The organism is Pseudomonas sp. VS40 (genome assembly GCF_018587885.1).
Lineage (GTDB): Bacteria > Pseudomonadota > Gammaproteobacteria > Pseudomonadales > Pseudomonadaceae > Aquipseudomonas > Aquipseudomonas pergaminensis.
Genome location: NZ_JAGYWD010000012.1, coordinates 113910 through 136006 on the forward strand (window position 1 = coordinate 113910; position 22097 = coordinate 136006).

The 22097-nt window shown below is 59.0% G+C and carries 17 protein-coding genes and 2 tRNA genes; 12 read left to right on the top strand and 7 right to left on the bottom strand.

The window, feature by feature from the left end:
- The first annotated feature begins 45 nt into the window (after positions 1 to 45).
- From tpiA to KHP07_RS26960, 12 genes are all read left to right on the top strand, one after another.
- The gene (tpiA, locus tag KHP07_RS26905; protein WP_078050217.1) at positions 46 to 801 is read left to right on the top strand and encodes a triose-phosphate isomerase; all 756 of its coding nucleotides are present in this window, start codon (positions 46 to 48) and stop codon (positions 799 to 801) included.
- A gap of 4 nt (positions 802 to 805) precedes the next feature.
- Entirely contained in the window at positions 806 to 1189 is a 384-nt protein-coding gene (secG, locus tag KHP07_RS26910; RefSeq protein ID WP_010206600.1) for a preprotein translocase subunit SecG, read from the top strand.
- A gap of 21 nt (positions 1190 to 1210) precedes the next feature.
- A tRNA-Leu gene (locus tag KHP07_RS26915) sits at positions 1211 to 1296 on the top strand.
- A 96-nt stretch (positions 1297 to 1392) separates the two neighbouring features.
- A tRNA-Met gene (locus KHP07_RS26920) sits at positions 1393 to 1469 on the top strand.
- A 140-nt stretch (positions 1470 to 1609) separates the two neighbouring features.
- Positions 1610 to 2068, top strand: coding sequence for a ribosome maturation factor RimP (rimP, locus tag KHP07_RS26925; RefSeq protein ID WP_003235029.1), 459 nt, complete (start codon positions 1610 to 1612; stop codon positions 2066 to 2068).
- Positions 2069 to 2115: 47 nt separating this feature from the next.
- Positions 2116 to 3597, top strand: coding sequence for a transcription termination factor NusA (nusA, locus tag KHP07_RS26930; RefSeq protein ID WP_025857112.1), 1482 nt, complete (start codon positions 2116 to 2118; stop codon positions 3595 to 3597).
- A 27-nt stretch (positions 3598 to 3624) separates the two neighbouring features.
- Positions 3625 to 6150, top strand: a complete 2526-nt coding sequence (gene infB / locus KHP07_RS26935) for a translation initiation factor IF-2 (protein ID WP_078050216.1) — start codon at positions 3625 to 3627, stop codon at positions 6148 to 6150.
- 159 nt (positions 6151 to 6309) lie between these two features.
- Positions 6310 to 6705: a 30S ribosome-binding factor RbfA gene (gene rbfA, locus KHP07_RS26940; RefSeq protein WP_016973761.1), complete on the top strand. Its 396-nt coding sequence runs from the start codon at positions 6310 to 6312 to the stop codon at positions 6703 to 6705.
- A 3-nt stretch (positions 6706 to 6708) separates the two neighbouring features.
- A complete protein-coding gene (gene truB / locus KHP07_RS26945) occupies positions 6709 to 7626 on the top strand; it encodes a tRNA pseudouridine(55) synthase TruB (protein ID WP_025857114.1) in 918 nt (305 codons plus the stop codon).
- A 115-nt stretch (positions 7627 to 7741) separates the two neighbouring features.
- Positions 7742 to 8011, top strand: coding sequence for a 30S ribosomal protein S15 (rpsO, locus tag KHP07_RS26950; protein ID WP_003177875.1), 270 nt, complete (start codon positions 7742 to 7744; stop codon positions 8009 to 8011).
- Positions 8012 to 8205: 194 nt separating this feature from the next.
- Entirely contained in the window at positions 8206 to 10311 is a 2106-nt protein-coding gene (gene pnp, locus KHP07_RS26955) for a polyribonucleotide nucleotidyltransferase (RefSeq protein ID WP_017528788.1), read from the top strand.
- A 293-nt stretch (positions 10312 to 10604) separates the two neighbouring features.
- Complete coding sequence (locus tag KHP07_RS26960) at positions 10605 to 11225, top strand: BON domain-containing protein (RefSeq protein ID WP_078050215.1); 621 nt, start codon at positions 10605 to 10607, stop codon at positions 11223 to 11225.
- A gap of 193 nt (positions 11226 to 11418) precedes the next feature.
- Here the strand turns inward: KHP07_RS26960 and KHP07_RS26965 are convergent, their stop codons facing one another.
- The 7 genes from KHP07_RS26965 to panB all read right to left on the bottom strand — a co-directional run bounded on the left by KHP07_RS26965 (position 11419) and on the right by panB (position 21966).
- Positions 11419 to 14337 carry a DUF748 domain-containing protein gene (locus tag KHP07_RS26965; protein ID WP_214498348.1) on the bottom strand — a complete coding sequence of 973 codons (2919 nt, stop codon included), beginning with the start codon at positions 14335 to 14337 and terminating at the stop codon, positions 11419 to 11421.
- Positions 14338 to 14425: 88 nt separating this feature from the next.
- The gene (locus tag KHP07_RS26970) at positions 14426 to 15442 is read right to left on the bottom strand and encodes a class I SAM-dependent rRNA methyltransferase (protein WP_214498349.1); all 1017 of its coding nucleotides are present in this window, start codon (positions 15440 to 15442) and stop codon (positions 14426 to 14428) included.
- 57 nt (positions 15443 to 15499) lie between these two features.
- Positions 15500 to 16369 carry an oxygenase MpaB family protein gene (locus KHP07_RS26975; protein ID WP_214498350.1) on the bottom strand — a complete coding sequence of 290 codons (870 nt, stop codon included), beginning with the start codon at positions 16367 to 16369 and terminating at the stop codon, positions 15500 to 15502.
- Between the two features lie 16 nt (positions 16370 to 16385).
- Positions 16386 to 18323: an acetate--CoA ligase gene (gene acs, locus KHP07_RS26980; RefSeq protein ID WP_214498351.1), complete on the bottom strand. Its 1938-nt coding sequence runs from the start codon at positions 18321 to 18323 to the stop codon at positions 16386 to 16388.
- Between the two features lie 105 nt (positions 18324 to 18428).
- Positions 18429 to 20093, bottom strand: a complete 1665-nt coding sequence (pgi, locus tag KHP07_RS26985; protein WP_078050211.1) for a glucose-6-phosphate isomerase — start codon at positions 20091 to 20093, stop codon at positions 18429 to 18431.
- 224 nt (positions 20094 to 20317) lie between these two features.
- The gene (gene panC / locus KHP07_RS26990) at positions 20318 to 21169 is read right to left on the bottom strand and encodes a pantoate--beta-alanine ligase (RefSeq protein WP_214498352.1); all 852 of its coding nucleotides are present in this window, start codon (positions 21167 to 21169) and stop codon (positions 20318 to 20320) included.
- Positions 21166 to 21966: a 3-methyl-2-oxobutanoate hydroxymethyltransferase gene (panB, locus tag KHP07_RS26995; RefSeq protein WP_078050209.1), complete on the bottom strand. Its 801-nt coding sequence runs from the start codon at positions 21964 to 21966 to the stop codon at positions 21166 to 21168. The genes panC and panB overlap by 4 nt, the downstream gene beginning before the upstream one ends.
- Positions 21967 to 22097 lie beyond the last annotated feature (131 nt).

Here is a 22097-nt window from a genome sequence, read left to right on the forward strand (position 1 = left end):
GTGGTTGGGTAACATCTGCGCCCACTTTGACCGACGAGGTACAGCATGCGTCGCACTATGGTAGCTGGTAACTGGAAGATGCACGGTACCCGCGCCAGTGTCGCTGAGCTGATCAATGGCCTTCGTCACTTGGCCTTGCCTAGCGGTGTCGATGTTGCGGTTTTTCCGCCTTGCTTGCATATCAATCAAGTGGTTGATGGCTTGAAAGGCAAGTCGATCCAGGTCGGCGCGCAGAACTCTGCGGTGGAGCCGATGCAAGGTGCGTTGACCGGCGAGATTTCGCCGAGTCAGTTGATCGATGCAGGTTGTTCCTATGTGCTTGTCGGGCACTCCGAGCGCCGTCAGATGATGGGCGAGCGTGATGGGACACTCAATCGCAAGTTCGCAGCGGCACAGGCTTGTGGCTTGATTCCAGTGCTGTGCATAGGGGAGACCCTGGAGCAGCGTGAATCGGGCAAGACTCTTGAAGTTGTCTCGCGTCAGCTGGGCAGCATCATCGAGGAGCTGGGTGTTGGTGCGTTTGCAAAGGCAGTTATTGCTTACGAGCCGGTCTGGGCCATTGGTACCGGGCTGACTGCTACACCGCAACAGGCGCAGGATGTGCACGCAGCCATCCGCGCGCAGTTGGCGGCAGAGAATTCTGAAGTCGCACAAGGTGTGCGTCTTCTATACGGCGGCAGCGTGAAGGCGGCCAATGCGGTCGAACTGTTCGGCATGCCGGATATCGATGGGGGGCTCATTGGTGGAGCTTCCCTGAATGCAGATGAGTTCGGTGCGATCTGTCGCGCCGCGGGAAACTGAAAAAATGCTGGAAACAGTCGTAGTCGTTTTTCATCTGTTGGCTGCCCTGGGCGTAGTTGCCCTGGTTTTGTTGCAACAGGGTAAAGGTGCGGATGCTGGTGCGTCTTTCGGTGCAGGTGCTTCAAATACTGTGTTCGGAAGCCAAGGTTCCTCTACCTTTCTTAGTAAGTTTACTGCTATACTTGCCGCCGGTTTCTTCATAACCAGCTTGGGGTTAGGTTACTTTGCTAAAGAGAAAGCTCATGTGCTGACTCAAGTAGGTCTCCCAAACCCAGCAGTGTTGGAAGTACCAAAAGCAAAACCGGCTTCTGATGATGTCCCGGTGCTTCAAGAGCAAAAGTCGGCTACTCCAGCGACTGACGTACCTCCAGCTCAAGAGCAGAAGTAAGAAGGTTGTAAGCGCTGTATTGCCGAGGTGGTGGAATTGGTAGACACGCAACCTTGAGGTGGTTGTGCCCATAGGGTGTAGGGGTTCGAGTCCCCTTCTCGGTACCAATTATCAGGAGAGCCCGCTGTTGCGGGCTTTCTTGTAGGTGGAAGGTTACATTGACCCTGTAAGGGATCGGTCGTATACTTCCGCCCCAGCTTTGTCGCGGGGTGGAGCAGTCTGGTAGCTCGTCGGGCTCATAACCCGAAGGTCGTCGGTTCAAATCCGGCCCCCGCAACCAGTTTTAGCGGAGCCCCTTTTAAGGGGCTTTTTGTTAGCTGGACACTTTCAACGCCGCTGTTCGACGGCGTTTCAAGGATGGGCGTTTCGCCCATTTTTTTATTTTGCACAGCATGCACATACATGCACGAGGGGGTTCAGGTGTCGAGCAAGCTAGAAGAGTTGCAGGCCTTGTTGGCCCCGGTGGTCGTGGCCCTAGGCTATGAATGCTGGGGTATTGAGTTTTCGGCTCAAGGTCGCCACTCAATGTTGCGCGTTTATATCGATAAAGAGGGCGGCGTGCTGGTGGACGATTGTGCCATTGTCAGCCGTCAGATCAGCGGTGTGCTGGATGTTGAAGATCCGATCTCCGTTGAATACACCCTCGAAGTTTCCTCGCCAGGCATGGAACGCCCACTGTTCACTATTGATCAGTTTGCAAAATTTGCCGGTGAACAAGTGAAGATCAAGCTGCGATCTCCCTTTGAAGGGCGACGCAACTTTCAGGGCCTTCTGCGCGGTGTAGAAGAACAGGATGTCGTGGTGCAGGTAGAAGACCATGAATTCCTGTTGCCGATCGATATGATCGACAAGGCCAACATTATTCCCAGTTTTGACTGAGACGCGGATCCCGCGGATCCAATGGCTTGCGAAAGGCGAGGCGTACGATGAGCAAAGAAGTACTGCTGGTTGTTGAGTCGGTATCCAATGAAAAGGGCGTACCGGCAAACGTGATTTTTGAAGCGCTGGAGCTGGCCCTGGCCACTGCTACCAAAAAGCGTTTTGAAGACGAAGTTGATCTGCGTGTGGAAATCAACCGCCACACCGGTGCCTATGAGACTTTCCGTCGCTGGACGGTCGTTGAAGAAGCCGATCTTGATGATCCGGCCATCGAAACCTGGCCAAGCAAGGTTGCCGAAACGCATCCTGGCGCCAAGGTCGGTGATGTCGTCGAAGAAAAGATCGAATCGATCGAATTCGGCCGTATCGCTGCACAGACTGCCAAGCAGGTCATCGTGCAGAAGGTTCGCGAAGCCGAGCGCGCTCAAGTCGTTGACGCCTATCGCGAGCGCCTGGGTGAAATCATCTCCGGCACCGTGAAAAAAGTCACCCGCGACAACGTGATCGTCGACCTGGGCAACAACGCCGAAGCGTTGCTGGCCCGCGAAGACATCATCTCTCGCGAAACCTTCCGTGTCGGCGTGCGCTTGCGTGCGTTGCTCAAGGAAATCCGCACCGAGAACCGCGGCCCTCAGTTGATCCTGTCGCGTACCGCGCCGGAAATGCTGATCGAGCTGTTCCGTATCGAAGTGCCGGAGATCGCCGAAGGTCTGATCGAAGTCATGGCTGCGTCCCGCGACCCGGGTTCGCGTGCCAAGATCGCGGTCCGCTCCAAGGACAAACGCATCGACCCGCAAGGCGCTTGCATCGGTATGCGCGGTTCGCGCGTCCAGGCAGTGTCGGGTGAGTTGGGCGGTGAGCGTGTGGACATCGTCCTGTGGGACGATAACCCGGCGCAGTTCGTGATCAACGCCATGTCGCCGGCTGAAGTGGCGGCAATTATCGTTGACGAAGATGCCCATGCAATGGACATCGCCGTTGGCGCAGACAATCTGGCTCAGGCCATTGGTCGTGGTGGTCAGAACGTGCGTCTGGCCAGCCAACTGACCGGTTGGACCCTGAACGTGATGACCGAATCGGACATCCAGGCTAAGCAGCAAGCTGAAACCGGTGACATCCTGCGCAACTTCATCGAAGAGTTGGAAGTCGATGAAGACCTGGCGCAGGTGCTGGTAGATGAAGGCTTCACCAGCCTGGAAGAGATTGCCTACGTACCGTTGGAAGAAATGCTCAACATCGACGGCTTTGACGAAGACACCGTCAACGAGCTTCGCGCTCGGGCCAAGGATCGTTTGTTGACTAAAGCCATCGCTACTGAGGAAAAGCTGGCAGACGCCCATCCGGCCGAAGACCTGCTCTCGCTTGAGGGTATGGACAAGGATTTGGCGATGGAACTGGCGGTGCGCGGCGTAATTACCCGCGAAGACCTGGCCGAGCAGTCTATTGACGATCTGCTCGACATCGACGGCATTGACGATGATCGTGCCGGCAAGTTGATCATGGCCGCCCGAGCCCATTGGTTCGAGTAACTAGGCGCGGCCTGAGGAGAGAAGTGCATGACGCAAGTCACGGTGAAACAACTGGCCGATGAGGTCAAAACACCGGTAGAGCGCCTGTTGCAGCAGATGCGTGAGGCAGGTCTGCCGCACACCGCCGCCGATGAAGGTGTGAGCGATAGTGAGAAGCAGTCTTTGCTGACTCACTTGAAGAGCAGCCACAAGGCGAAAGTGGAAGAACCGCGCAAGATTACATTGCAGCGCAAAACCACCAGCACCCTGCGTGTTGCTGGTAGCAAGAGCATCAGCGTTGAAGTACGCAAGAAGAAAGTCTTCGTACAGCGCAGCCCGGAAGAAATCGAAGCCGAGCGCAAACGCGAACTGGAAGAACGTCGCGCAGTAGAAAATGCTGCTCGTCAGAAGGCTGAAGAAGAAGCCAAGCGTCGCGCCGAAGAAGAAGCGCGTCGCCAGCCTGCTGCTGCGCAACCCGCTGCCACTGAAGCGGTCGCCGCGCCTAGCGCGCCGGTAGAAGCTGTGCGTGAGGCCGCTCCGGTTGCCGCTGCACCAGCACCTGCTGCTGACGCCCGTAAACGCGACGAACCTCGTCGTCCGGACAAGCCACGTGCTGACGATAACAATCGTCGCGGTGGTGGTGGCGATGGCGAGCGCAAAAACGCTCCACATCGTGCTTCGGTCAAAGAGAAAGCACCTGCTCCACGCGTTGCCCCACGTACTACCGACGAAGAAAGCGATGGCTTCCGTCGTGGTGGTCGCGGCAAGGCCAAGCTGAAGAAACGCAACGCCCACGGTTTCCAGAGCCCAACCGGCCCTGTCGTGCGTGAAGTGAAGATCGGCGAGACCATCACTGTGGGCGATCTGGCCCAGCAGATGTCGGTCAAGGCAGCTGAAATCATCAAGTTCATGTTCAAGCTGGGTACTCCAGCCACCATCAACCAGGTACTGGATCAGGAAACTGCCCAGCTTGTGGCTGAAGAATTGGGCCACAAAGTGACCCTGGTCAGCGACACCGCCCTGGAAGATTCCTTGGCCGAGTCCCTGAAGTTTGAAGGTGAGGCTGTTTCCCGTGCACCGGTTGTGACCGTAATGGGCCACGTTGACCACGGTAAAACTTCCCTGCTCGACTACATCCGTCGTGCCAAGGTGGCTGCGGGCGAAGCCGGCGGTATCACCCAGCACATCGGCGCGTACCACGTTGAAACCGACCGTGGCATGGTGACGTTCCTCGATACCCCTGGTCACGCCGCGTTTACCGCAATGCGTGCCCGTGGTGCCAAGGCGACCGACATCGTGATCCTGGTGGTTGCAGCCGACGACGGCGTGATGCCACAAACCATCGAAGCCGTTCAGCATGCCAAGGCAGCTGGCGTTCCGTTGGTGGTTGCGGTGAACAAAATCGACAAGCCGGGCGCTGATCTCGATCGCATCCGTAGCGAACTGTCGGTTCACGGCGTGACATCCGAAGAGTGGGGTGGCGACACACCATTCGTACCAGTCTCCGCGAAGATGGGTACCGGCGTTGACGAACTGCTCGAAGCCGTTCTGTTGCAAGCCGAGGTTCTGGAACTGACCGCGACTCCATCGGCTCCTGGCCGTGGTGTGGTGGTTGAGTCCCGTCTCGACAAGGGCCGTGGCCCGGTTGCGACCGTTCTGGTTCAAGATGGCACCCTGCGCCAAGGCGACATGGTACTGGTCGGTTCGAACTACGGCCGTGTACGTGCCATGCTCGACGAGAACGGCAAGCCAATCAAGGAAGCAGGTCCTGCTATCCCGGTCGAGATCCTCGGCCTGGACGGTACCCCGGACGCTGGCGACGAGATGAGCGTAGTTGCCGACGAGAAGAAAGCCCGTGAAGTGGCTCTGTTCCGTCAAGGCAAGTTCCGTGAAGTCAAGCTGGCCCGTGCTCACGCCGGCAAGCTGGAAAACATCTTCGAGAACATGGGCCAGGAAGAGAAGAAGACGCTTAACATCGTCCTCAAATCTGACGTACGTGGTTCCCTCGAAGCGTTGAACGGCGCCTTGAATGGCCTGGGTAACGACGAAGTGCAAGTGCGCGTTGTCGGTGGCGGTGTCGGTGGTATCACCGAATCCGACGCCAACCTGGCATTGGCTTCCAACGCTGTACTGTTCGGCTTCAACGTGCGTGCCGATGCTGGCGCTCGCAAGATCGTCGAGCAGGAAGGCCTGGACATGCGTTACTACAACGTCATCTACGACATCATCGAAGACGTCAAGAAAGCCCTCACCGGCATGCTTGGCAGCGACGTCCGGGAGAACATCCTGGGTATCGCCGAAGTACGTGACGTGTTCCGCTCGCCGAAATTCGGCGCGATCGCCGGCTGCATGGTTGTCGAAGGCACCGTGTTCCGTAACCGTCCAATCCGTGTACTGCGTGAAGACATCGTTATCTTCGAAGGCGAGCTGGAATCCCTGCGCCGCTTCAAGGATGACGCTTCTGAAGTACGTGCCGGCATGGAATGCGGTATCGGCGTCAAGAGCTACAACGACGTCAAGGTTGGCGACAAGATCGAAGTCTTCGAGAAGGTTCAGGTTGCTCGCAGCCTCTAACTCGCGCACTTCCGGAGCCACGCGGCGTGTGGGCATGCAGATGCCCCGCACCGCGTACGGACTCTAAACGCAACGCCCGGTCTGGCTTTTGTCAGGCCGGGCGTTTGCCGCTTTCAGACCCCACGGGTTTCACCGTGTGGCAGTAACAGGTAACAAGACATGGCAAAAGAATACAGCCGTACCCAGCGTATCGGCGATCAGATGCAGCGCGAGCTGGCCCAACTGATCCGTCGCGAAGTCAAAGACCCACGCGTTGGCCTGGTCACCATCACCGCCGTTGAAGTGAGCCGTGACGTGGGTCACGCGAAGATCTTCATCACCGTGATGGGGCAGGACAGCAGCGAAGAAATCGCGCAAAGCATCAAGGTGCTCAATTCGGCGGCAGGTTTCCTGCGCATGCAATTGGCCCGTGAAATGAAGCTGCGCAGTGTTCCTCAGTTGCACTTCCACTACGATGAAAGCGTCGTGCGGGGTGCGCACCTGTCGGCACTGATCGAGCGCGCCGTGGCTGAAGACAGCCAGCACCCGTCCACACCTGAAGACGCCAAGGAGTAAGCGGTGGCTCAGGTCAAACGTATCCGTCGCAACGTCAGTGGCATAATCCTGCTCGACAAGCCCATTGGCTTTACCTCCAATGCCGCATTGCAGAAGGTCCGCTGGCTGCTCAACGCCGAAAAGGCCGGGCACACCGGTAGTCTCGACCCCCTCGCCACCGGTGTACTGCCGTTGTGCTTTGGCGAGGCCACCAAGTTTTCGCAATACCTGCTCGATTCCGACAAGGGTTACGAAACCCTGATGCAACTGGGCAAGACCACCACCACGGCCGATGCCGAAGGTGATGTTCTGCAGGTTCGCGACGTGACCGTTGGTCGTGCTGATATTGAAGCTGCTTTACCCGGTTTTCGTGGGGAAATCAGTCAGATACCGCCGATGTACTCGGCGCTAAAGCGTGATGGCCAGCCTCTTTACAAGCTGGCGCGTGCGGGCGAAGTAGTGGAGCGCGAACCGCGTTCTGTTACTATTGCGCGCTTGGAATTGCTCGCCTGTGAAGGCGACACCGCCCGGTTGGCCGTGGACTGCAGCAAAGGCACCTATATCCGTACCCTGGTGGAAGATATCGGTGAGAAGCTCGGTTGCGGCGCGTACGTTGCAGAACTGCGACGCACCCAGGCCGGTCCTTTCAGCCTGGCCCAGACGGTCACGTTGGAAGAGTTGGAAGCGGTACACGCCGAAGGCGGCAATGAAGCGGTTGATCGCTTCCTGATGCCATCGGACAGCGGTTTGCTCGATTGGCCATTGCTGCACTTCTCGGAACACAGCGCGTTCTACTGGCTAAACGGCCAGCCGGTGCGTGCCCCGGATGCGCCGAAGTTCGGCATGGTGCGGGTACAGGATCATAACGGTCGCTTTATCGGTATCGGTGAAGTGAGCGAAGACGGGCGCATAGCGCCGCGTCGACTGATTCGGTCAGAATGACCGAACGAGTGTGGCTGTTAACAGGCACGGTCAACACTCATTTTTAGATACAGGGATTTGTCCCTGGCCTGTTGAAACTGCCCTTTGGGTGGTTTCCTGAAAAAAGGATTGCCTCATGGCTCTCGACGTTCAAGAAAAAGCACAAATCGTTGCTGACTATCAGCAAGCTGTTGGTGACACTGGTTCGCCAGAAGTGCAAGTTGCACTGCTGACCCACAACATCAACAAGCTGCAAGGTCACTTCAAGGCCAACGGTAAAGATCACCACTCCCGTCGTGGTCTGATCCGCATGGTAAACCAGCGCCGTAAGCTGCTGGACTACCTGAAAGGCAAGGATCTGGGTCGTTATCAGACTCTGATCGGTCGCCTGGGTCTGCGTCGCTAATAAGCGATTGCGCTAGAGGTTGGTTGTCTGCCGTGTGTCAGTGGGATTCCCGCTGGCCCATGGCAGGCTCCCAGCCTCAAGTTTTATCTGGATACACGTTTTACCCTGGACTAGCGTCGGGCCGATTCCCGGCATTGCCCAAGAATTTCGCAAGAAGACAAGTTCCCCAAGAGCCACAAAGAAGGTAGGACACCGTGAACCCGGTTATCAAAAAATTCCAGTTCGGTCAGTCGACCGTTACCCTCGAGACAGGCCGTATTGCCCGTCAAGCCTCCGGCGCAGTGCTGGTTACCGTTGATGACGACGTTACCGTACTGGTAACCGTTGTTGGCGCCAAGACCGCTGACCCGAGCAAAGGCTTCTTCCCTCTGTCCGTTCACTACCAGGAAAAGACTTACGCTGCCGGTAAGATCCCTGGCGGTTTCTTCAAGCGCGAAGGCCGTCCTTCCGAGAAAGAAACCCTGACTTCCCGACTGATCGATCGTCCGATCCGTCCGCTGTTCCCAGAAGGTTTCATGAACGAAGTGCAGGTTGTCTGCACCGTCGTTTCCACCAGCAAGAAGACCGATCCGGACATCGCTGCGATGATCGGTACCTCGGCTGCCCTGGCCATTTCCGGTATTCCTTTCGATGGCCCGATCGGCGCAGCCCGCGTTGCCTTCCACGAAAGCACCGGCTACCTGCTGAACCCGACTTACGAGCAACTGAAAGCATCGAGCCTGGACATGGTCGTTGCCGGTACCTCGGAAGCCGTATTGATGGTTGAATCGGAAGCCAAAGAGCTGACCGAAGACCAGATGCTGGGCGCTGTACTGTTCGCCCACGACGAGTTCCAGGCGGTCATCAAGGCTGTCACCGAGCTGGCTGCCGAAGCTGCCAAGCCAACCTGGACCTGGGCTGCTGCCCCGGAAGCCACCGAACTGCTGGGCGCTATCCGCTCCGAGTTCGGCGCTGCCATCTCCGACGCCTACACCATCACCGTCAAGGCCGACCGTTACGCTCGCCTGGGCGAGTTGAAGGACCAGGTTGTAGCCAAGCTGTCCGGTGAAGAAGGCCAGCCTTCCGCCAGCGACGTCAAAGCTGCATTCGGTGAAATCGAATACCGCACCGTTCGCGAAAACATCGTTAACGGCAAGCCACGTATCGACGGTCGCGACACCCGCACCGTACGCCCGCTGAACATCGAAGTCGGCGTTCTGCCGAAGACCCACGGTTCGGCCCTGTTCACCCGTGGTGAAACCCAGGCACTGGTTGTTGCGACCCTGGGCACTGCCCGTGACGCACAGCTACTGGACACCCTGGAAGGCGAGAAAAAAGACCCCTTCATGCTGCACTACAACTTCCCTCCGTTCTCGGTGGGCGAGTGTGGTCGCATGGGCGGTGCTGGTCGTCGCGAAATCGGTCACGGCCGTCTGGCCCGTCGTTCGGTCCAGGCCATGCTGCCGGCTGCTGACGTGTTCCCGTACACCATCCGTGTTGTGTCGGAAATCACCGAGTCCAACGGTTCCAGCTCCATGGCTTCCGTTTGCGGCGCTTCCCTGGCGCTGATGGACGCTGGTGTGCCAATGAAGGCGCCGGTTGCCGGTATCGCCATGGGCCTTGTTAAAGAAGGCGAGAAGTTCGCCATCCTGACCGACATCCTGGGTGACGAAGACCACCTGGGCGACATGGACTTCAAGGTAGCCGGTACCGCCAAAGGTGTGACCGCGCTGCAGATGGACATCAAGATCAAGGGCATCACCGAAGAGATCATGGAAATCGCCCTGGGCCAAGCCCTGGAAGCGCGCCTGAACATCCTCGGCCAGATGAACCAGATCATTGGTCAGTCCCGTACCGAGCTGTCGGAAAATGCTCCGACCATGATCGCGATGAAAATCGACACCGACAAAATCCGTGATGTTATCGGTAAAGGCGGCGCGACCATCCGTGCGATCTGTGAAGAGACCAAGGCTTCGATCGATATCGAAGACGACGGCTCCATCAAGATCTTCGGCGAAACCAAGGAAGCGGCTGAAGCTGCACGTCAGCGCGTTCTGGGCATTACCGCTGAGGCCGAGATCGGCAAGATCTACGTCGGTAAGGTTGAGCGCATCGTCGACTTCGGCGCATTCGTCAACATCCTGCCGGGCAAAGACGGTCTGGTTCACATCTCTATGCTGAGCGACGCTCGCGTTGAGAAAGTGACCGACATTCTGAAAGAAGGCCAGGAAGTGGAAGTGCTGGTACTGGACGTGGACAACCGCGGCCGTATCAAGCTGTCCATCAAGGACGTAGCAGCAGCCAAGGCTTCGGGCGTTTAATCCCCCGAGCTTTCAGCTGAAAAAGGGACTCTTCGGAGTCCTTTTTTTATGGGCGCTGGAAAGTAGCGGGAAATCAGCCGTTTAGCTGAATCCAAAAGCCGCAACTTGCATGCAGCCACGATGGTATTCATGCAACTTGCACGATTCCGAAAATTACGTGTTTTTATAACTTGTTGTTTTATATGAGTTTTATTGGCTCATCAAACTTGGCACACTGCCTGCAATATCCCTGTTAACGCTGCAGCATCAAGGTTTACGTACTGCAGACTTTTAATAAAACAGGAGTTACTCGTATGAAGAAGTTCGCTCTCGCTACTGCTACCGCTCTGACCCTGGCCATGGGTGCTAACGTAGCCTTTGCTCAGACTTCCCAAGCCCCTATGACGCTGGCGGCCGGTGAAGTGACCAAGGCTAAAGAGTCCACCTCGGATACCTGGATCACCACCAAAGTGAAAGCTGACCTGCTGACCGAGAAAGGTATTCCTGGTTCGGACATCAAGGTTGAAACCAACAAAGGCGTGGTTTCCCTGTCCTCCGACGTCGCTATTTCGGATTCGCAAAAAGCGACCGCTGTAGCCATCACCAAGAAAATCAAAGGTGTGACTGCTGTTTCTGCTGATGGCCTACTGGCTGGCGGCGCAACCAAAGCTGATGGTATCGATAAAACCAAGGGCGCAGCTGCTAGCGCTAAAGAGTCCACCTCGGATACTTGGATCACCACCAAAGTCAAAGCTGATCTGGTAACCGAAAAAGGCATTCCTGGTACCGACATCAAAGTCGAAACCAACAAAGGTGTAGTTTCCCTGTCTTCGACCGTAGCGGTCACTGAAGCTCAGAAAACTACCGCGGTGAATATCACCAAGAAAATCAAAGGCGTTAAAGCTGTATCGGCCGACGGCCTGAAAGCAGAGTAACGCTGGAGGAATTCGTCTGAACTAGGCGGCAGAGAGTGAGCTAGTTATCCACTCAACGCACCACACAGGTTCATGCGACCGGCCACAAGGATGTGGTCATTAAAGGCCCCGACATTCGTGTCGGGGCCTTTTCTATTTCGCGCTGGATGCAATCTCACGCCAATACAAGCCAGCTCCTATAGAGGTGCGGGGTCTATTCGGCGTCCAAGTGCATGGGCGTCACGACCCGTCCGTCCTTCTCAGCCTGACCCAGGTTGGCATCAATGAAGTACACCCGGTCGTCTTCCAGCTGGCCCTTATCCACCAAGTAGTCCTTGATGGTACTGGCACGGTCCTGGCCCAGTTGACGCAGCAACACATCACTGGTGCTCCAGAACTTGATCACGCCGTCCTTGAGCTTCGCTGTGCGGTCATCGCGGCTCAGGTCTTTCCATTCCGCCGGCGGTTGCTGTTTCAAACGGGTGCGGTAAATGCCTTCAAGCAGAGGCGCCTTTTCACCTTCCGGGACGACCAGCAGCGACGCCTGTGCGGGCACCTTGTCACCCCGGCGCTGGAGCATTTTGTAGTAGTTATATTGGTATTCACGTTCCAGGCGCTGCGCAGCGAGGAAAGGCCCGTCGCTGCTGGCAGCGGCAGTGCCTTCGATTTCCAGACGCAGGGTAGGACGCTCTTTCAGTGCCTTAGCCAGGGTGTTCAAGGCGCCTTCGGCGTCTTTGTTCAACTCGCTGGAACCTGGGGCGAACGACACATTCCCAAGGTCTTCCGAACCGCCGCCGGTCACCAACCCGCCGATGAATTTGAAGGGCGCTGTCGCTGCGCGCACCACCAGGTTACGCAGGGTCTGCCACACGATGGGCATCACACTGAATTGCGGGTTATTCAGGTCGCCGGTTACCGGCAGTTCGATGGAGATCTTGCCGTCGCTGTCCTTGAGTAGCGCGATCGCCAGGCGAATCGGCAAGTCCACGGCATCGGCGCTGTCGACCTTCTCACCCAGTTGCAATTGCTCGACCACCACCTTGTTCTCGGCCTTCAACTGGCCCTTGGTGATCACGTAGTGCAGGTCGAGGTTGAGACGGCCCTTACGGATACGGAACCCGGCGAACTTGCCGGAATAGGGCGTCAGGGTGGTCAGCTCGACGCGTTTGAAACTGGTGGCAATGTCCAGCGCCGCCATCGGATCAAACGGATTCACGCTGCCTTTGATCGTGACCGGCGCGTAGCGGTCGACCTTGCCCTTGATATCAACGCTGGCTGGTTTGGCCTGGCGGCTGTCAATGGTGCCGATCTGACCGTTGAGCTGCTGAATCGCCGTGGCGAAGTTGGGGGTGAGGCTGAAGTCGGCAAAGTTGGCGGAACCGTCGTTGATCGCAATCTGGCCGATGCGAATGCCCAAGGGCTTGTCCTTGCTGGCGGGCTTGGGCCCTTTGTCGGCGGCTTGCGGAATCAAGAGGTCATCAACGTTGGTGGTACGGTCATCGTTGATCATGAAGCGCGCATACGGCTGCAGCAGGTTGACCTTGTCGATCGACAGGCTGTCGCCGTGCTGGTAGTTGACGCCTTCGAGCACCAGGCGCTGCCATTTGAGGAAGTCGCGGGTCTTGAGGGTGTCCAGCGTGTGTAATTGGTCGACCTGGGCGCGGCCAGTGACCTGCAGTTTCAGAGGGTCAGTGCTTTTCAGGTTTACATCGAGGTTGCTGCCGAGCATGCCGCTGCGCAGTTCCAGGCGGATGAACGGGCTGATGTAGGACTGGGCAACCCGAAGGTCGATGTCCTGGGTGTTCACTTTGAGCTTGGCGCTGACCGGGTTGAGGTTGACCTCGCCGGTCGCCTGGATTTTGCCTTGCTTGCCCACGCCTGAGTCGACTTTCAGGGTAAACGGGCTCTGGTTAAGGCTATCGAAGTTCTGCAGGTCGACGTTCAGCGGGCCTACCTCCAGCGCGACCGCCGGTTTGGCCTGGCGGTCGGCCAGGTGCACCTGATAGTTGCGCAGTTGCACGTCCTTGAGCAGTACTTGCCAAGGCTTGCTCGGCGCGGCGGGCTCGGCTTTTGGCGAGTCGGCGGTGGCCGGTGCGGTGGCAGGCTCCGGCGCCTTGGCCGGTTTGCTCGGTTGGCTGGCGAACAGTTTCTGCCAGTCCAGTTGCCCGTCAGCCTCAAGGGCCGCCCAGGTTTCGAGTTTGTTGCTGCGGATCTTGCCCACCACCACTTGCTGTTTCGCCAGGTCTACCGTGGTCTCGCTGACGTCCAGGCGTTCCAGGCGCACCAGTGGGCGACCGTCGGGCGCCTTGATGGCAAATGGCGCGATGCTGGCGGCGGTGTTGGTGAGGTTCAGCTCGGTCTCTTTGGCCAGGCTGAACTTGTACTCGGTACTGAAGTTGAGCACGCCGTCTTCAAGTACCAGTGGCAGCGCATCACGTACATAGGGCCACCAGGCTTTCATCTTGCCATCGGTGACCTTCAACGTGCCTTCGGAGAGCATCGGCACCAGGCTGAAATTACCTTTCCAGTCGATTCGCCCACCTTCAGGCCCGGCCGCCACCAATGTCATGTCGGCATTGTCTTCAGGCAAGGTGCTGAGGTTTTTCAGTTCGAAGTCGAGCGTATCGTAGAGGAATTCGATCGGTTCGCTGGGGCGCAGGTCCTGAAAGTGCACATAGCCGCCCGCCAGCTTGATGCTGTCGATGCGCAACGGGAAGGGCTTGGCATCCGGATCGGCGGGCGTTGGCTCGCTGGGGGGCAGCTTGAACAACTGTGCGAGGTTCAACTGGCCGGATTTGTCGAACAGCAGCTCGGTCTTCGGCTTGTCCAGTTGCACATCGGCAAGGTGCAGGGCGCGGGTCCAGAGGCTGTCGATCTGAAGATTGGCATAGAGGCGTTCGAAACCCACCTGTTCCTTGCCGGGCTCACCGATTTGGAGCCCCCATGCCGTCACTTCCAGGCTGAACGGGTTGAGCTCGATCCGCTCGATCCGGGCCGGCACCGTGGCGTAATTGGCCAGTTGCTGGTTGGCAATCCGAAGCGCGATACCGGGGAGAATCAAAAAGCCCAGCAAGCTGTACAGGGCAAGAGCGGTCAACAAGGCGCCGGCGGCGCGAATCAATCCTTTGGGCATGGGGTGACGCCATCTATGTCAAACAGGAGTGCCTTGGAGTATGGCACGGGTTTTCGGTTCCGAAGAGCAAGGCCCTTTGAGAAACGTCTTACAGCTGGAGTATCAGGGTTTTCAGTGGTGGCTGTTGATCCTGCGAGGGGAAGTCCGCGCCTGGCGTCATGATTGTCCAGTCACGTACGGGGCGTCCGGCTTTCTCCGCGCAGCGCAGGACCTGTTCGCGCCAATCATCCATGCTGACTTTTGCCAGGTTGTTGCAGCAGATCAGCACGCCATTGTCGGCGGTGGCTAGCAGCGCGGGCTTGAGCAGACTCTGGTAATCGCGCAGCAAGTCGACTGTGCCAAACGCGCTTTTGGCCCAGGCTGGCGGGTCGAGCAGTACCAGATCGTATTGACGCTGCTCCAGGCGTGGATAACTCGGCAGCTTCTGCCCGCGCCGTTGGGTGATCGGCAGGCCCGCCAATTGGCGGATCGCCGGGAAGTAATCCGACTGCACAAATTCCATAGTCGGCAGTTGCGGGTTCAGCAGGCCATTTTCGCGGCCGACCGCCAAGTTGCCCTCGGCGAAGTCCAGGTTGCACACCTCACGGGCGCCCCCGGCGGCCGCGCTCAGGCCAACGCCGCAGGTATACGCAAACAGATTCAGCACGCTTTTGCCGGCGCTGTGCGCCTTGACCCAGCCACGGGTGTTACGCAAATCCAGGAACAGCAGCGGGTCCTGCCCGGCATGGCGCCCGCGCACGCGGTAATTGAGGCCCCACTCGTGGCCGATCAGGTCTTCCAGCGCAGCGGACTCGGCACGATAAACCGTGTCTTCGCGGTCGATGCGCGAGTTGCCACGGGAACGGTCGTTGTACACCAGCAATAGTTCCAGGCCCATGTACTGGTTGACCTGTTGATGCAGGTCCAGCAGCTCTGCGGTTTCCAGGCATTGGTGGAAGCTCTGCACCAGCAATTGCGGGCCGTAGCGGTCGATGGTCAGGCCGCCGGCGCCTTCCTGGCTGCCATGGAACAGTCGGTAGCAGTCAGTGCCTTGGGCGTGCAGCTCATTGATCAGGTCTTGGCGATGATCGAGGGCGGCGCGCAGCGCCTGATTCAGGGAAGACATGGAGCGCGCCTTGCTGGGGAAATAAGGGCGCGAAGTTTAACAGCTATGCGCCGTGGCCTACATCAACCCCATCCGCCGATGGGCGCGTTGCACCGAACCGTTGCGCATCGCCCAGCGCAGCATAGGCGCACTGCGTTTGACCCCGGCACGGATCATCTGGCGTTGCAGCGGGCTTTGGTGTTGGTCGAGCATGGCGCTGGCCCAATCCGGCAGCAGGTCGATCCCGGCTTGCATCATCAACGCGCCAAATGGCTTGGCCAGCAGGCTGGGGGAGGGCGCATTGAGGAGTAAGCGCAGCACTTCGCGGCTGCGATCGTCGCACAGCAAGTGTGGGCGGATACGTGCCAGATAATCTGAAATTTCCTGCCGAGAGCGCGGAACATGCCGCGCGCCCAGCTGTTCCGCCACCAGGGCAATTTCACTGTAGTAACGGTCCTGGTCTCGACCTGAAAGCTGCGGGTTGCGATAGCGCAGGTGAGCGGCGAGGAAGTTACTGACCTCCGCCACATGCACCCAGGTCAGCAACTCTGGGTCGCTGGCCGCATAAGGTCGCCCGTCCGGAGCGTGGCCGACGACCTGGAGGTGAATGGTGCGGACTTTTTCGATCAGCCATTCGGCGTCTTTGCGCGAACCAAACGTCGTGCCCGAGATGAACTGCGAGGTGCGCCGCAACCGCCCGAGCATGTCCTGACGAAAGTTCGAATGGTCCCACACGCCCGCCAGGGCCAGTGGGTGCAAGGCTTGCAGCATCAAGGCGCTGATGCCGCCGATGAGCATGCTGCTGAAGTCGCCATGCACCTGCCAGCTCACCGAATCGGGCCCGAACAGGCCGGGGTCGCCCTTGGGGTTTTCCAGGTCCAGTTGGCCCAGCGACAGGCCTGTAAGGCTCATCAACTGGCTTTCGATACGGCTGCGGATAAATTCCATGGCGACGTGGGGGCTCCTATCGGTTCAGGCGCTTGTCGATCAGGCCTTCTACGACGCTCGGGTCGGCCAGCGTCGAGGTATCACCGAGGCTGTCGAGTTCGTTGCAGGCGATCTTGCGCAAAATCCTGCGCATGATCTTGCCGGAGCGGGTTTTCGGCAAGGCCGGTGCCCATTGAATCAGTTCCGGCTTGGCGAAGCTGCCAATTTCCTTGCTGACCAGGTCCAGCAGGTGTTTTTTCAGCGCGTCGTCGGGTTCCACGCCATTCATCGGCGTGACAAAGGCGTAGATGCCCTGGCCTTTGACATCATGGGGATACCCCACCACGGCGGCCTCGGCGACCTGGTCGTGCAGCACCAGGGCGCTCTCCACCTCGGCGGTGCCGATACGGTGACCGGACACGTTGATCACGTCGTCGATGCGTCCGGTGATCCAGTAGTCGCCGTCCTCGTCGCGCCGTGCGCCGTCACCGGTGAAATAGTAGCCGGGGTAGGGTTTGAAATAAGTGTCGATCATGCGCTGCGGATCGCCGTACACGCTGCGGATCTGCCCCGGCCAGCTCGCTTTGATCGCCAGTACGCCGCTGCCGGCCCCGCTGAATTCTTTGCCCTGTTCGTCGAGCAGCACGGGCTGTACGCCAAACATCGGCTGGGTAGCGCAGCCGGGCTTGATGCGCTGTGCGCTGACCAGTGGGCTGAGCATGATGCCGCCGGTCTCGGTCTGCCACCAGGTATCCACAATCGGGCAGCGCTGTTCGCCCACCGCATTGAAGTACCAGTCCCAGGCTTCCGGGTTGATCGGTTCGCCGACGCTGCCCAGCAGACGCAAGCTGGCGCGAGAGGTGCTCTCCAGCGGACCATGGCCCTCGCGCATCAAGGCACGCAACGCGGTAGGGGCGGTGTAGAAAATATTGACCTTGTGCTTGTCGATCACCTGCCAGAAGCGTGAGCTGTCCGGGTAGCTCGGCACGCCTTCGAACATCAGCGAAGTCGCGCCGTTGGCCAGCGGGCCGTACACGATGTAACTGTGGCCGGTGACCCAGCCCACATCGGCGGTGCACCAAAACACTTCGCCCTCGCGGTAGTCGAGCACGTATTTGAAGGTCATTGCGGCTTGCAGCAGGTAGCCGCCGGTGGTGTGCAGCACACCTTTGGGTTTGCCGGTGCTGCCGGAGGTGTAGAGGATGAACAGCGGGTCTTCGGCGTCCATTGGCTCAGGCGGGCAGTCACTGCTGGCCGCATCCAAGGCTTGTTGATACTTGAGATCGCGGCCTTCGCTCCAGTTAACGGTCGCTCCGGTGCGTTCTACCACCAGCACCGTGCTCACATTCGGGCAACTGGCCAGGGCTTTGTCGACATTCTGTTTCAGTGCTACCGGTTTACCACCGCGCACGCCTTCGTCCGCAGTGATTACGGTGCGGCAGTCGGCGTCGAGAATACGGTCACGCAAGGCATCCGGCGAGAAGCCGCCAAACACCACGGAATGTACCGCGCCGATCCGCGTGCAAGCGAGCATGGCGTAGGCGGCTTCAGGGATCATCGGCATGTAGATGCACACCCGGTCGCCTTTCTTTACGCCACGGCTTTTCAGCACATTGGCCAGGCGGCTGACGTTCTGGTGCAGTTGGCGGTAGGTGATTTTTGAAGATTTTGTCGGATCATCGCCTTCCCAGATGAAGGCCGGCTGATCGGCGCGCAGGGCGAGGTGACGGTCGATGCAGTTGTAGCTGACATTCAGTTGGCCGCCGGCAAACCATTGCGCAGCGCCGGTCTTGATGTCTGAGCGTTGAACGGTGTGCCACGGGGTTGTCCAGTCGAGAAAGCCTTTGGCCTGTTCAGCCCAGAACGTATCCGGCTGATCGATGGATTGGCGATAGAGGCGCTGGTAGTCCTCCTGACTGAGTTGCGCAGCCCGGCGGACGGCATCGGCGGTGGGGAACGTGCTGATATCGAACATGAGCGATCCTTATTCTTGTTTTGGCAACAAGTGATAAAGATGCACCCTGCAAGGGGAGGGTTCAAGGCCAACGTCCAAACGGACGTTGGCCCTGCGATACCTGGATCAGCCGCGGTGACGACCGCGGAAGTAGTTGATCAGGCCCTGGGTCGACGCATCTTCGGCCGAGGTTTCTTCGGCGCCGGTCAGGCGGTTGTAGACGCCCTTGCCCAGCTCCTTGCCCAGCTCCACGCCCCATTGGTCGAAGGCGTTGATGCCCCAGATCACGCTCTGTACGAATACTTTGTGCTCATACATGGCGACCAGTGCGCCCAGGCGACGCGGGCTGATGCGCTCGACCACGATGGTGTTGCTCGGACGGTTGCCCGGGATCACCTTGTGCGGTGCCAGCTTCTGCACTTCGTCTTCCGGGATGCCTTTGTCGCGCAGCTCGGCTTCGGCTTCGGCGCGGGTCTTGCCGAGCATCAGTGCCTGGCTTTGGGACAGGCAGTTGGCGTACAGCCACTGATGGTGGTCGGACACCGGGTTGAAGCTGACGATCGGCACGATGAAGTCGGCCGGGATCAGTTGGGTCCCCTGGTGCAGCAACTGGTGATACGCGTGCTGACCGTTGCAACCTACGCCACCCCAGATCACTGGGCCGGTATCGGTCGCCACTGGGGTGCCGTCCTGGCGCACGCTCTTGCCGTTGGATTCCATGTCCAACTGTTGCAAGTGTTTGGTGATGTTACGCAGGTAGTGGTCGTACGGCAGGATCGCATGGCTCTGCGCACCCCAGAAGTTGCCGTACCACACACCCAGCAAGCCGAGCAGTACTGGCATGTTGGCTTCGAATGGCGCGTTCTGGAAATGCTGGTCCATGGTGTAGGCACCGGACAGCAGCTCCTTGAAGTTGGACATGCCGATCGCCAGGGCGATTGGCAAGCCGATGGCCGACCACAGCGAGTAACGACCGCCTACCCAGTCCCACATCGGGAAGATGTTTTCTTCGCGGATACCGAAGGCTACGGCTGCCGCGTTGTTGCTGGATACAGCGATGAAGTGACGGTACAGCTCTGCTTCCGAGCCACCCTGGGCCAGGTACCAGGCGCGGGCGGCCTGGGCGTTTTTCAGGGTTTCGAGGGTGTTGAAGGATTTCGACGAGACGATAAACAGCGTGGTCTCGGCGCGCAGCTTCATGGTCAGCTCGTGGAACTCGCTGCCGTCGATGTTCGCCAGGTAATGGCAGCGCACGCCTTTATGGGCGTAGGACAACAGGGCTTCGGAGACCAGCTCCGGGCCGAGGAACGAGCCACCGATACCGATGTTCACCACGTCGGTGATCGGCTTCTCGGTGTAGCCACGCCACAGGCCGTCGTGGATGCGCCCGACCAAGTCAGTGATCTGGTTCAGCACTTTGTGCACGTCCGGCATGATGTTCACGCCGTTCACCGACAACTTGTCGCCCACCGGGCGGCGCAGGGCGGTGTGCAGGGCCGGGCGACCTTCGGACGAGTTGACGGGCTCGCCGGCGTACAGCGAGTCGATCGCGTCTTTGAGGCCGACTTCTTTGGCGAGGCCCACGAGCAGGTCACGGGTTTCGCTGGTGATCAGGTTTTTCGAGTAATCGAGGAAAAGTCCGCAGCTGCTCAAGGTGAACTGGGAGAAACGCTGAGGATCGGCATTGAACGCTTCGCGCATGCTGAAATCCTGCATGGCTTGGCGATGTTGATTGAGCGCTTGCCAGGCGGGCAGAGCGGTAACGTCATGAGGAGTGCGGTAGTACGCCATCGCTGCGGGTTTCCTTTTATTACGGGGACTGCCTTTAGGACACTTCTAAGCCCGGAACGTCCAGTCTTTTATCAAGCAATGGGTTCCGGACAGCGCTAACCATAGCGCAGGGCGATTACATTAAACCTAGCGTGTCGATATGTCTTGGCTTTGTCTGCGCTAAGGCCGGTACTTTTTTATACCGGCACTTTTATTCACGCAACGAAGAGGGCAACGGGGAGGGGTCAGACGAGGGTCAGGTGCAGGTTATCGATGAGGCGGGTGGCTCCCAGATAGGCGGCGACCAGGATCACGATATCGCGGTCCTCGGGTGTGGCGGGGCGCAAATGCACGCCTTGGCGTACTTCGAGGTAGTCCAGGCGCAGACCGGCGGCTTCGATCTGCAGCACCTGCTCGGCACGCAGCTTGGCGAAGTCGTGGTCACCGGCTTTGATGGCTGCGCCAATGTGGCTGAGGCTGCGGTACAGCACCGGCGCAATGGCCCGTTGTTCATCGGTGAGGTAGCCATTGCGCGACGACAGCGCGAGGCCATCGTCGGCGCGCACAGTGGGCTCGCCGATGATCTGGATCGGCATGTTCAGGTCATGGACCATGGCGCGGATCACGGCCAGTTGCTGGTAATCCTTCTGGCCAAACACCGCCATGTCCGGCTGGACCATGTTGAACAGCTTGCTGACCACGGTCGCCACGCCTTCGAAGTGCCCCGGACGGCTGGCGCCACACAGGCCTTCAGACAATTGCGGCACGCTGACGCGGGTCTGGCCGGTCATGCCACCGGGGTACATTTCCTCAACGGTGGGCGCGAACAACAGGTTGCAGCCGGCTTGCAGCAGCTTTTCCTGGTCGGCGGCGAGGGTGCGCGGGTATTTGTCCAGGTCTTCGCCGGCGCCAAACTGCAGCGGGTTGACGAAGATGCTGGCCACCACGAAGTCGGCCTGCTGGGCCGCCTTGGTCACCAGCGTGGCATGGCCACTGTGCAGGTTGCCCATGGTCGGCACAAAGCCAATGCGCTTGCCGGCGTTGCGGGCGTGGGTAACAGCGGCCCGCAGTTCACGTACGGTTTTTACGGTGTTCATGCAGAAAATCCGTGTTCGGCGCCAGGGAAGGTCACGCCTTTGACTTCGGCGACGTAGGCGCTTAATGCGTCGTGGATGCTGGCTTGGCCGGCCATGAAGTTTTTCACGAACTTCGGCACGCGGCCGCTGATCGACAGGCCGAGCATGTCGTGCAGCACCAGCACCTGGCCGTCGGTGGCGGAACCTGCGCCGATACCGATCACCGGCACTTTCACGGCCTGGGTGATCTCCGCCGCCAGTTCGCTCGGCACGCATTCAAGCAGGATCATCGCCGCGCCGGCCTGCTCCAGGGCAATGGCATCGGCACGCATCTGGCGCGCCTGGGCCTCATTGCGGCCCTGAACCTTGTAGCCGCCGAGGATGTTCACCGACTGTGGCGTCAGCCCCATGTGCGCGCAGACCGGCACGCCGCGTTCGGCCAGCAGGCGGATCGACTCGGCAAGCCACACCGCGCCTTCGACTTTGATCATGTGCGCACCGGCTTGCATCAGCTTGCCGGCATTCAGGAAGGTTTGTTCGAGCGTCGCGTAACCCATGAATGGCAGGTCGGCGATGATGAAGGCACCATCGTTACCGCGCTTGACGCTGGCGGTGTGGTACGCAAGTTCATCAGTGGTGACGGGCAGGGTGCTGTCATTCCCTTGAAGAACCATGCCGAGGGAGTCGCCTACCAGCAGCACTTCAACCCCGGCCTGGCAACTGGCGTGGGCGAAGGTGGCGTCATAGCAGGTCAGCATGGCGATTTTTTCACCTTTGAGCTTGAGGCTCTGCAAGGTGGTCAGGGTAATGTCTGGCATGAAAAGGGTCCTCGTTCAGGCGCTTGGAAACAGCGAGTAACGCGCGTGAGTCTTCGTTTATACAGGCGCACTGTCTTGAGAGCAGTGCTTATAAGGCCTGGATTGCGCCCTTTAGCGCCGGGTTGGCGGCA

What these genes read in the sequence shown, in the direction of transcription:
- KHP07_RS26960 (WP_078050215.1), top strand. Translation starts at nt 10,605, where the DNA reads ATGAAGAAGTTCGCTCTCGCTACTGCTACCGCTCTGACCCTGGCCATG.
- KHP07_RS26965 (WP_214498348.1), bottom strand. Translation starts at nt 14,337, where the DNA reads ATGCCCAAAGGATTGATTCGCGCCGCCGGCGCCTTGTTGACCGCTCTT.
- pgi (WP_078050211.1), bottom strand. Translation starts at nt 20,093, where the DNA reads ATGGCGTACTACCGCACTCCTCATGACGTTACCGCTCTGCCCGCCTGG.
- panC (WP_214498352.1), bottom strand. Translation starts at nt 21,169, where the DNA reads ATGAACACCGTAAAAACCGTACGTGAACTGCGGGCCGCTGTTACCCAC.
- acs (WP_214498351.1), bottom strand. Translation starts at nt 18,323, where the DNA reads ATGTTCGATATCAGCACGTTCCCCACCGCCGATGCCGTCCGCCGGGCT.
- panB (WP_078050209.1), bottom strand. Translation starts at nt 21,966, where the DNA reads ATGCCAGACATTACCCTGACCACCTTGCAGAGCCTCAAGCTCAAAGGT.
- KHP07_RS26975 (WP_214498350.1), bottom strand. Translation starts at nt 16,369, where the DNA reads ATGGAATTTATCCGCAGCCGTATCGAAAGCCAGTTGATGAGCCTTACA.
- rbfA (WP_016973761.1), top strand. Translation starts at nt 6,310, where the DNA reads ATGGCAAAAGAATACAGCCGTACCCAGCGTATCGGCGATCAGATGCAG.
- rpsO (WP_003177875.1), top strand. Translation starts at nt 7,742, where the DNA reads ATGGCTCTCGACGTTCAAGAAAAAGCACAAATCGTTGCTGACTATCAG.
- KHP07_RS26970 (WP_214498349.1), bottom strand. Translation starts at nt 15,442, where the DNA reads ATGTCTTCCCTGAATCAGGCGCTGCGCGCCGCCCTCGATCATCGCCAA.
- infB (WP_078050216.1), top strand. Translation starts at nt 3,625, where the DNA reads ATGACGCAAGTCACGGTGAAACAACTGGCCGATGAGGTCAAAACACCG.
- secG (WP_010206600.1), top strand. Translation starts at nt 806, where the DNA reads ATGCTGGAAACAGTCGTAGTCGTTTTTCATCTGTTGGCTGCCCTGGGC.
- tpiA (WP_078050217.1), top strand. Translation starts at nt 46, where the DNA reads ATGCGTCGCACTATGGTAGCTGGTAACTGGAAGATGCACGGTACCCGC.
- nusA (WP_025857112.1), top strand. Translation starts at nt 2,116, where the DNA reads ATGAGCAAAGAAGTACTGCTGGTTGTTGAGTCGGTATCCAATGAAAAG.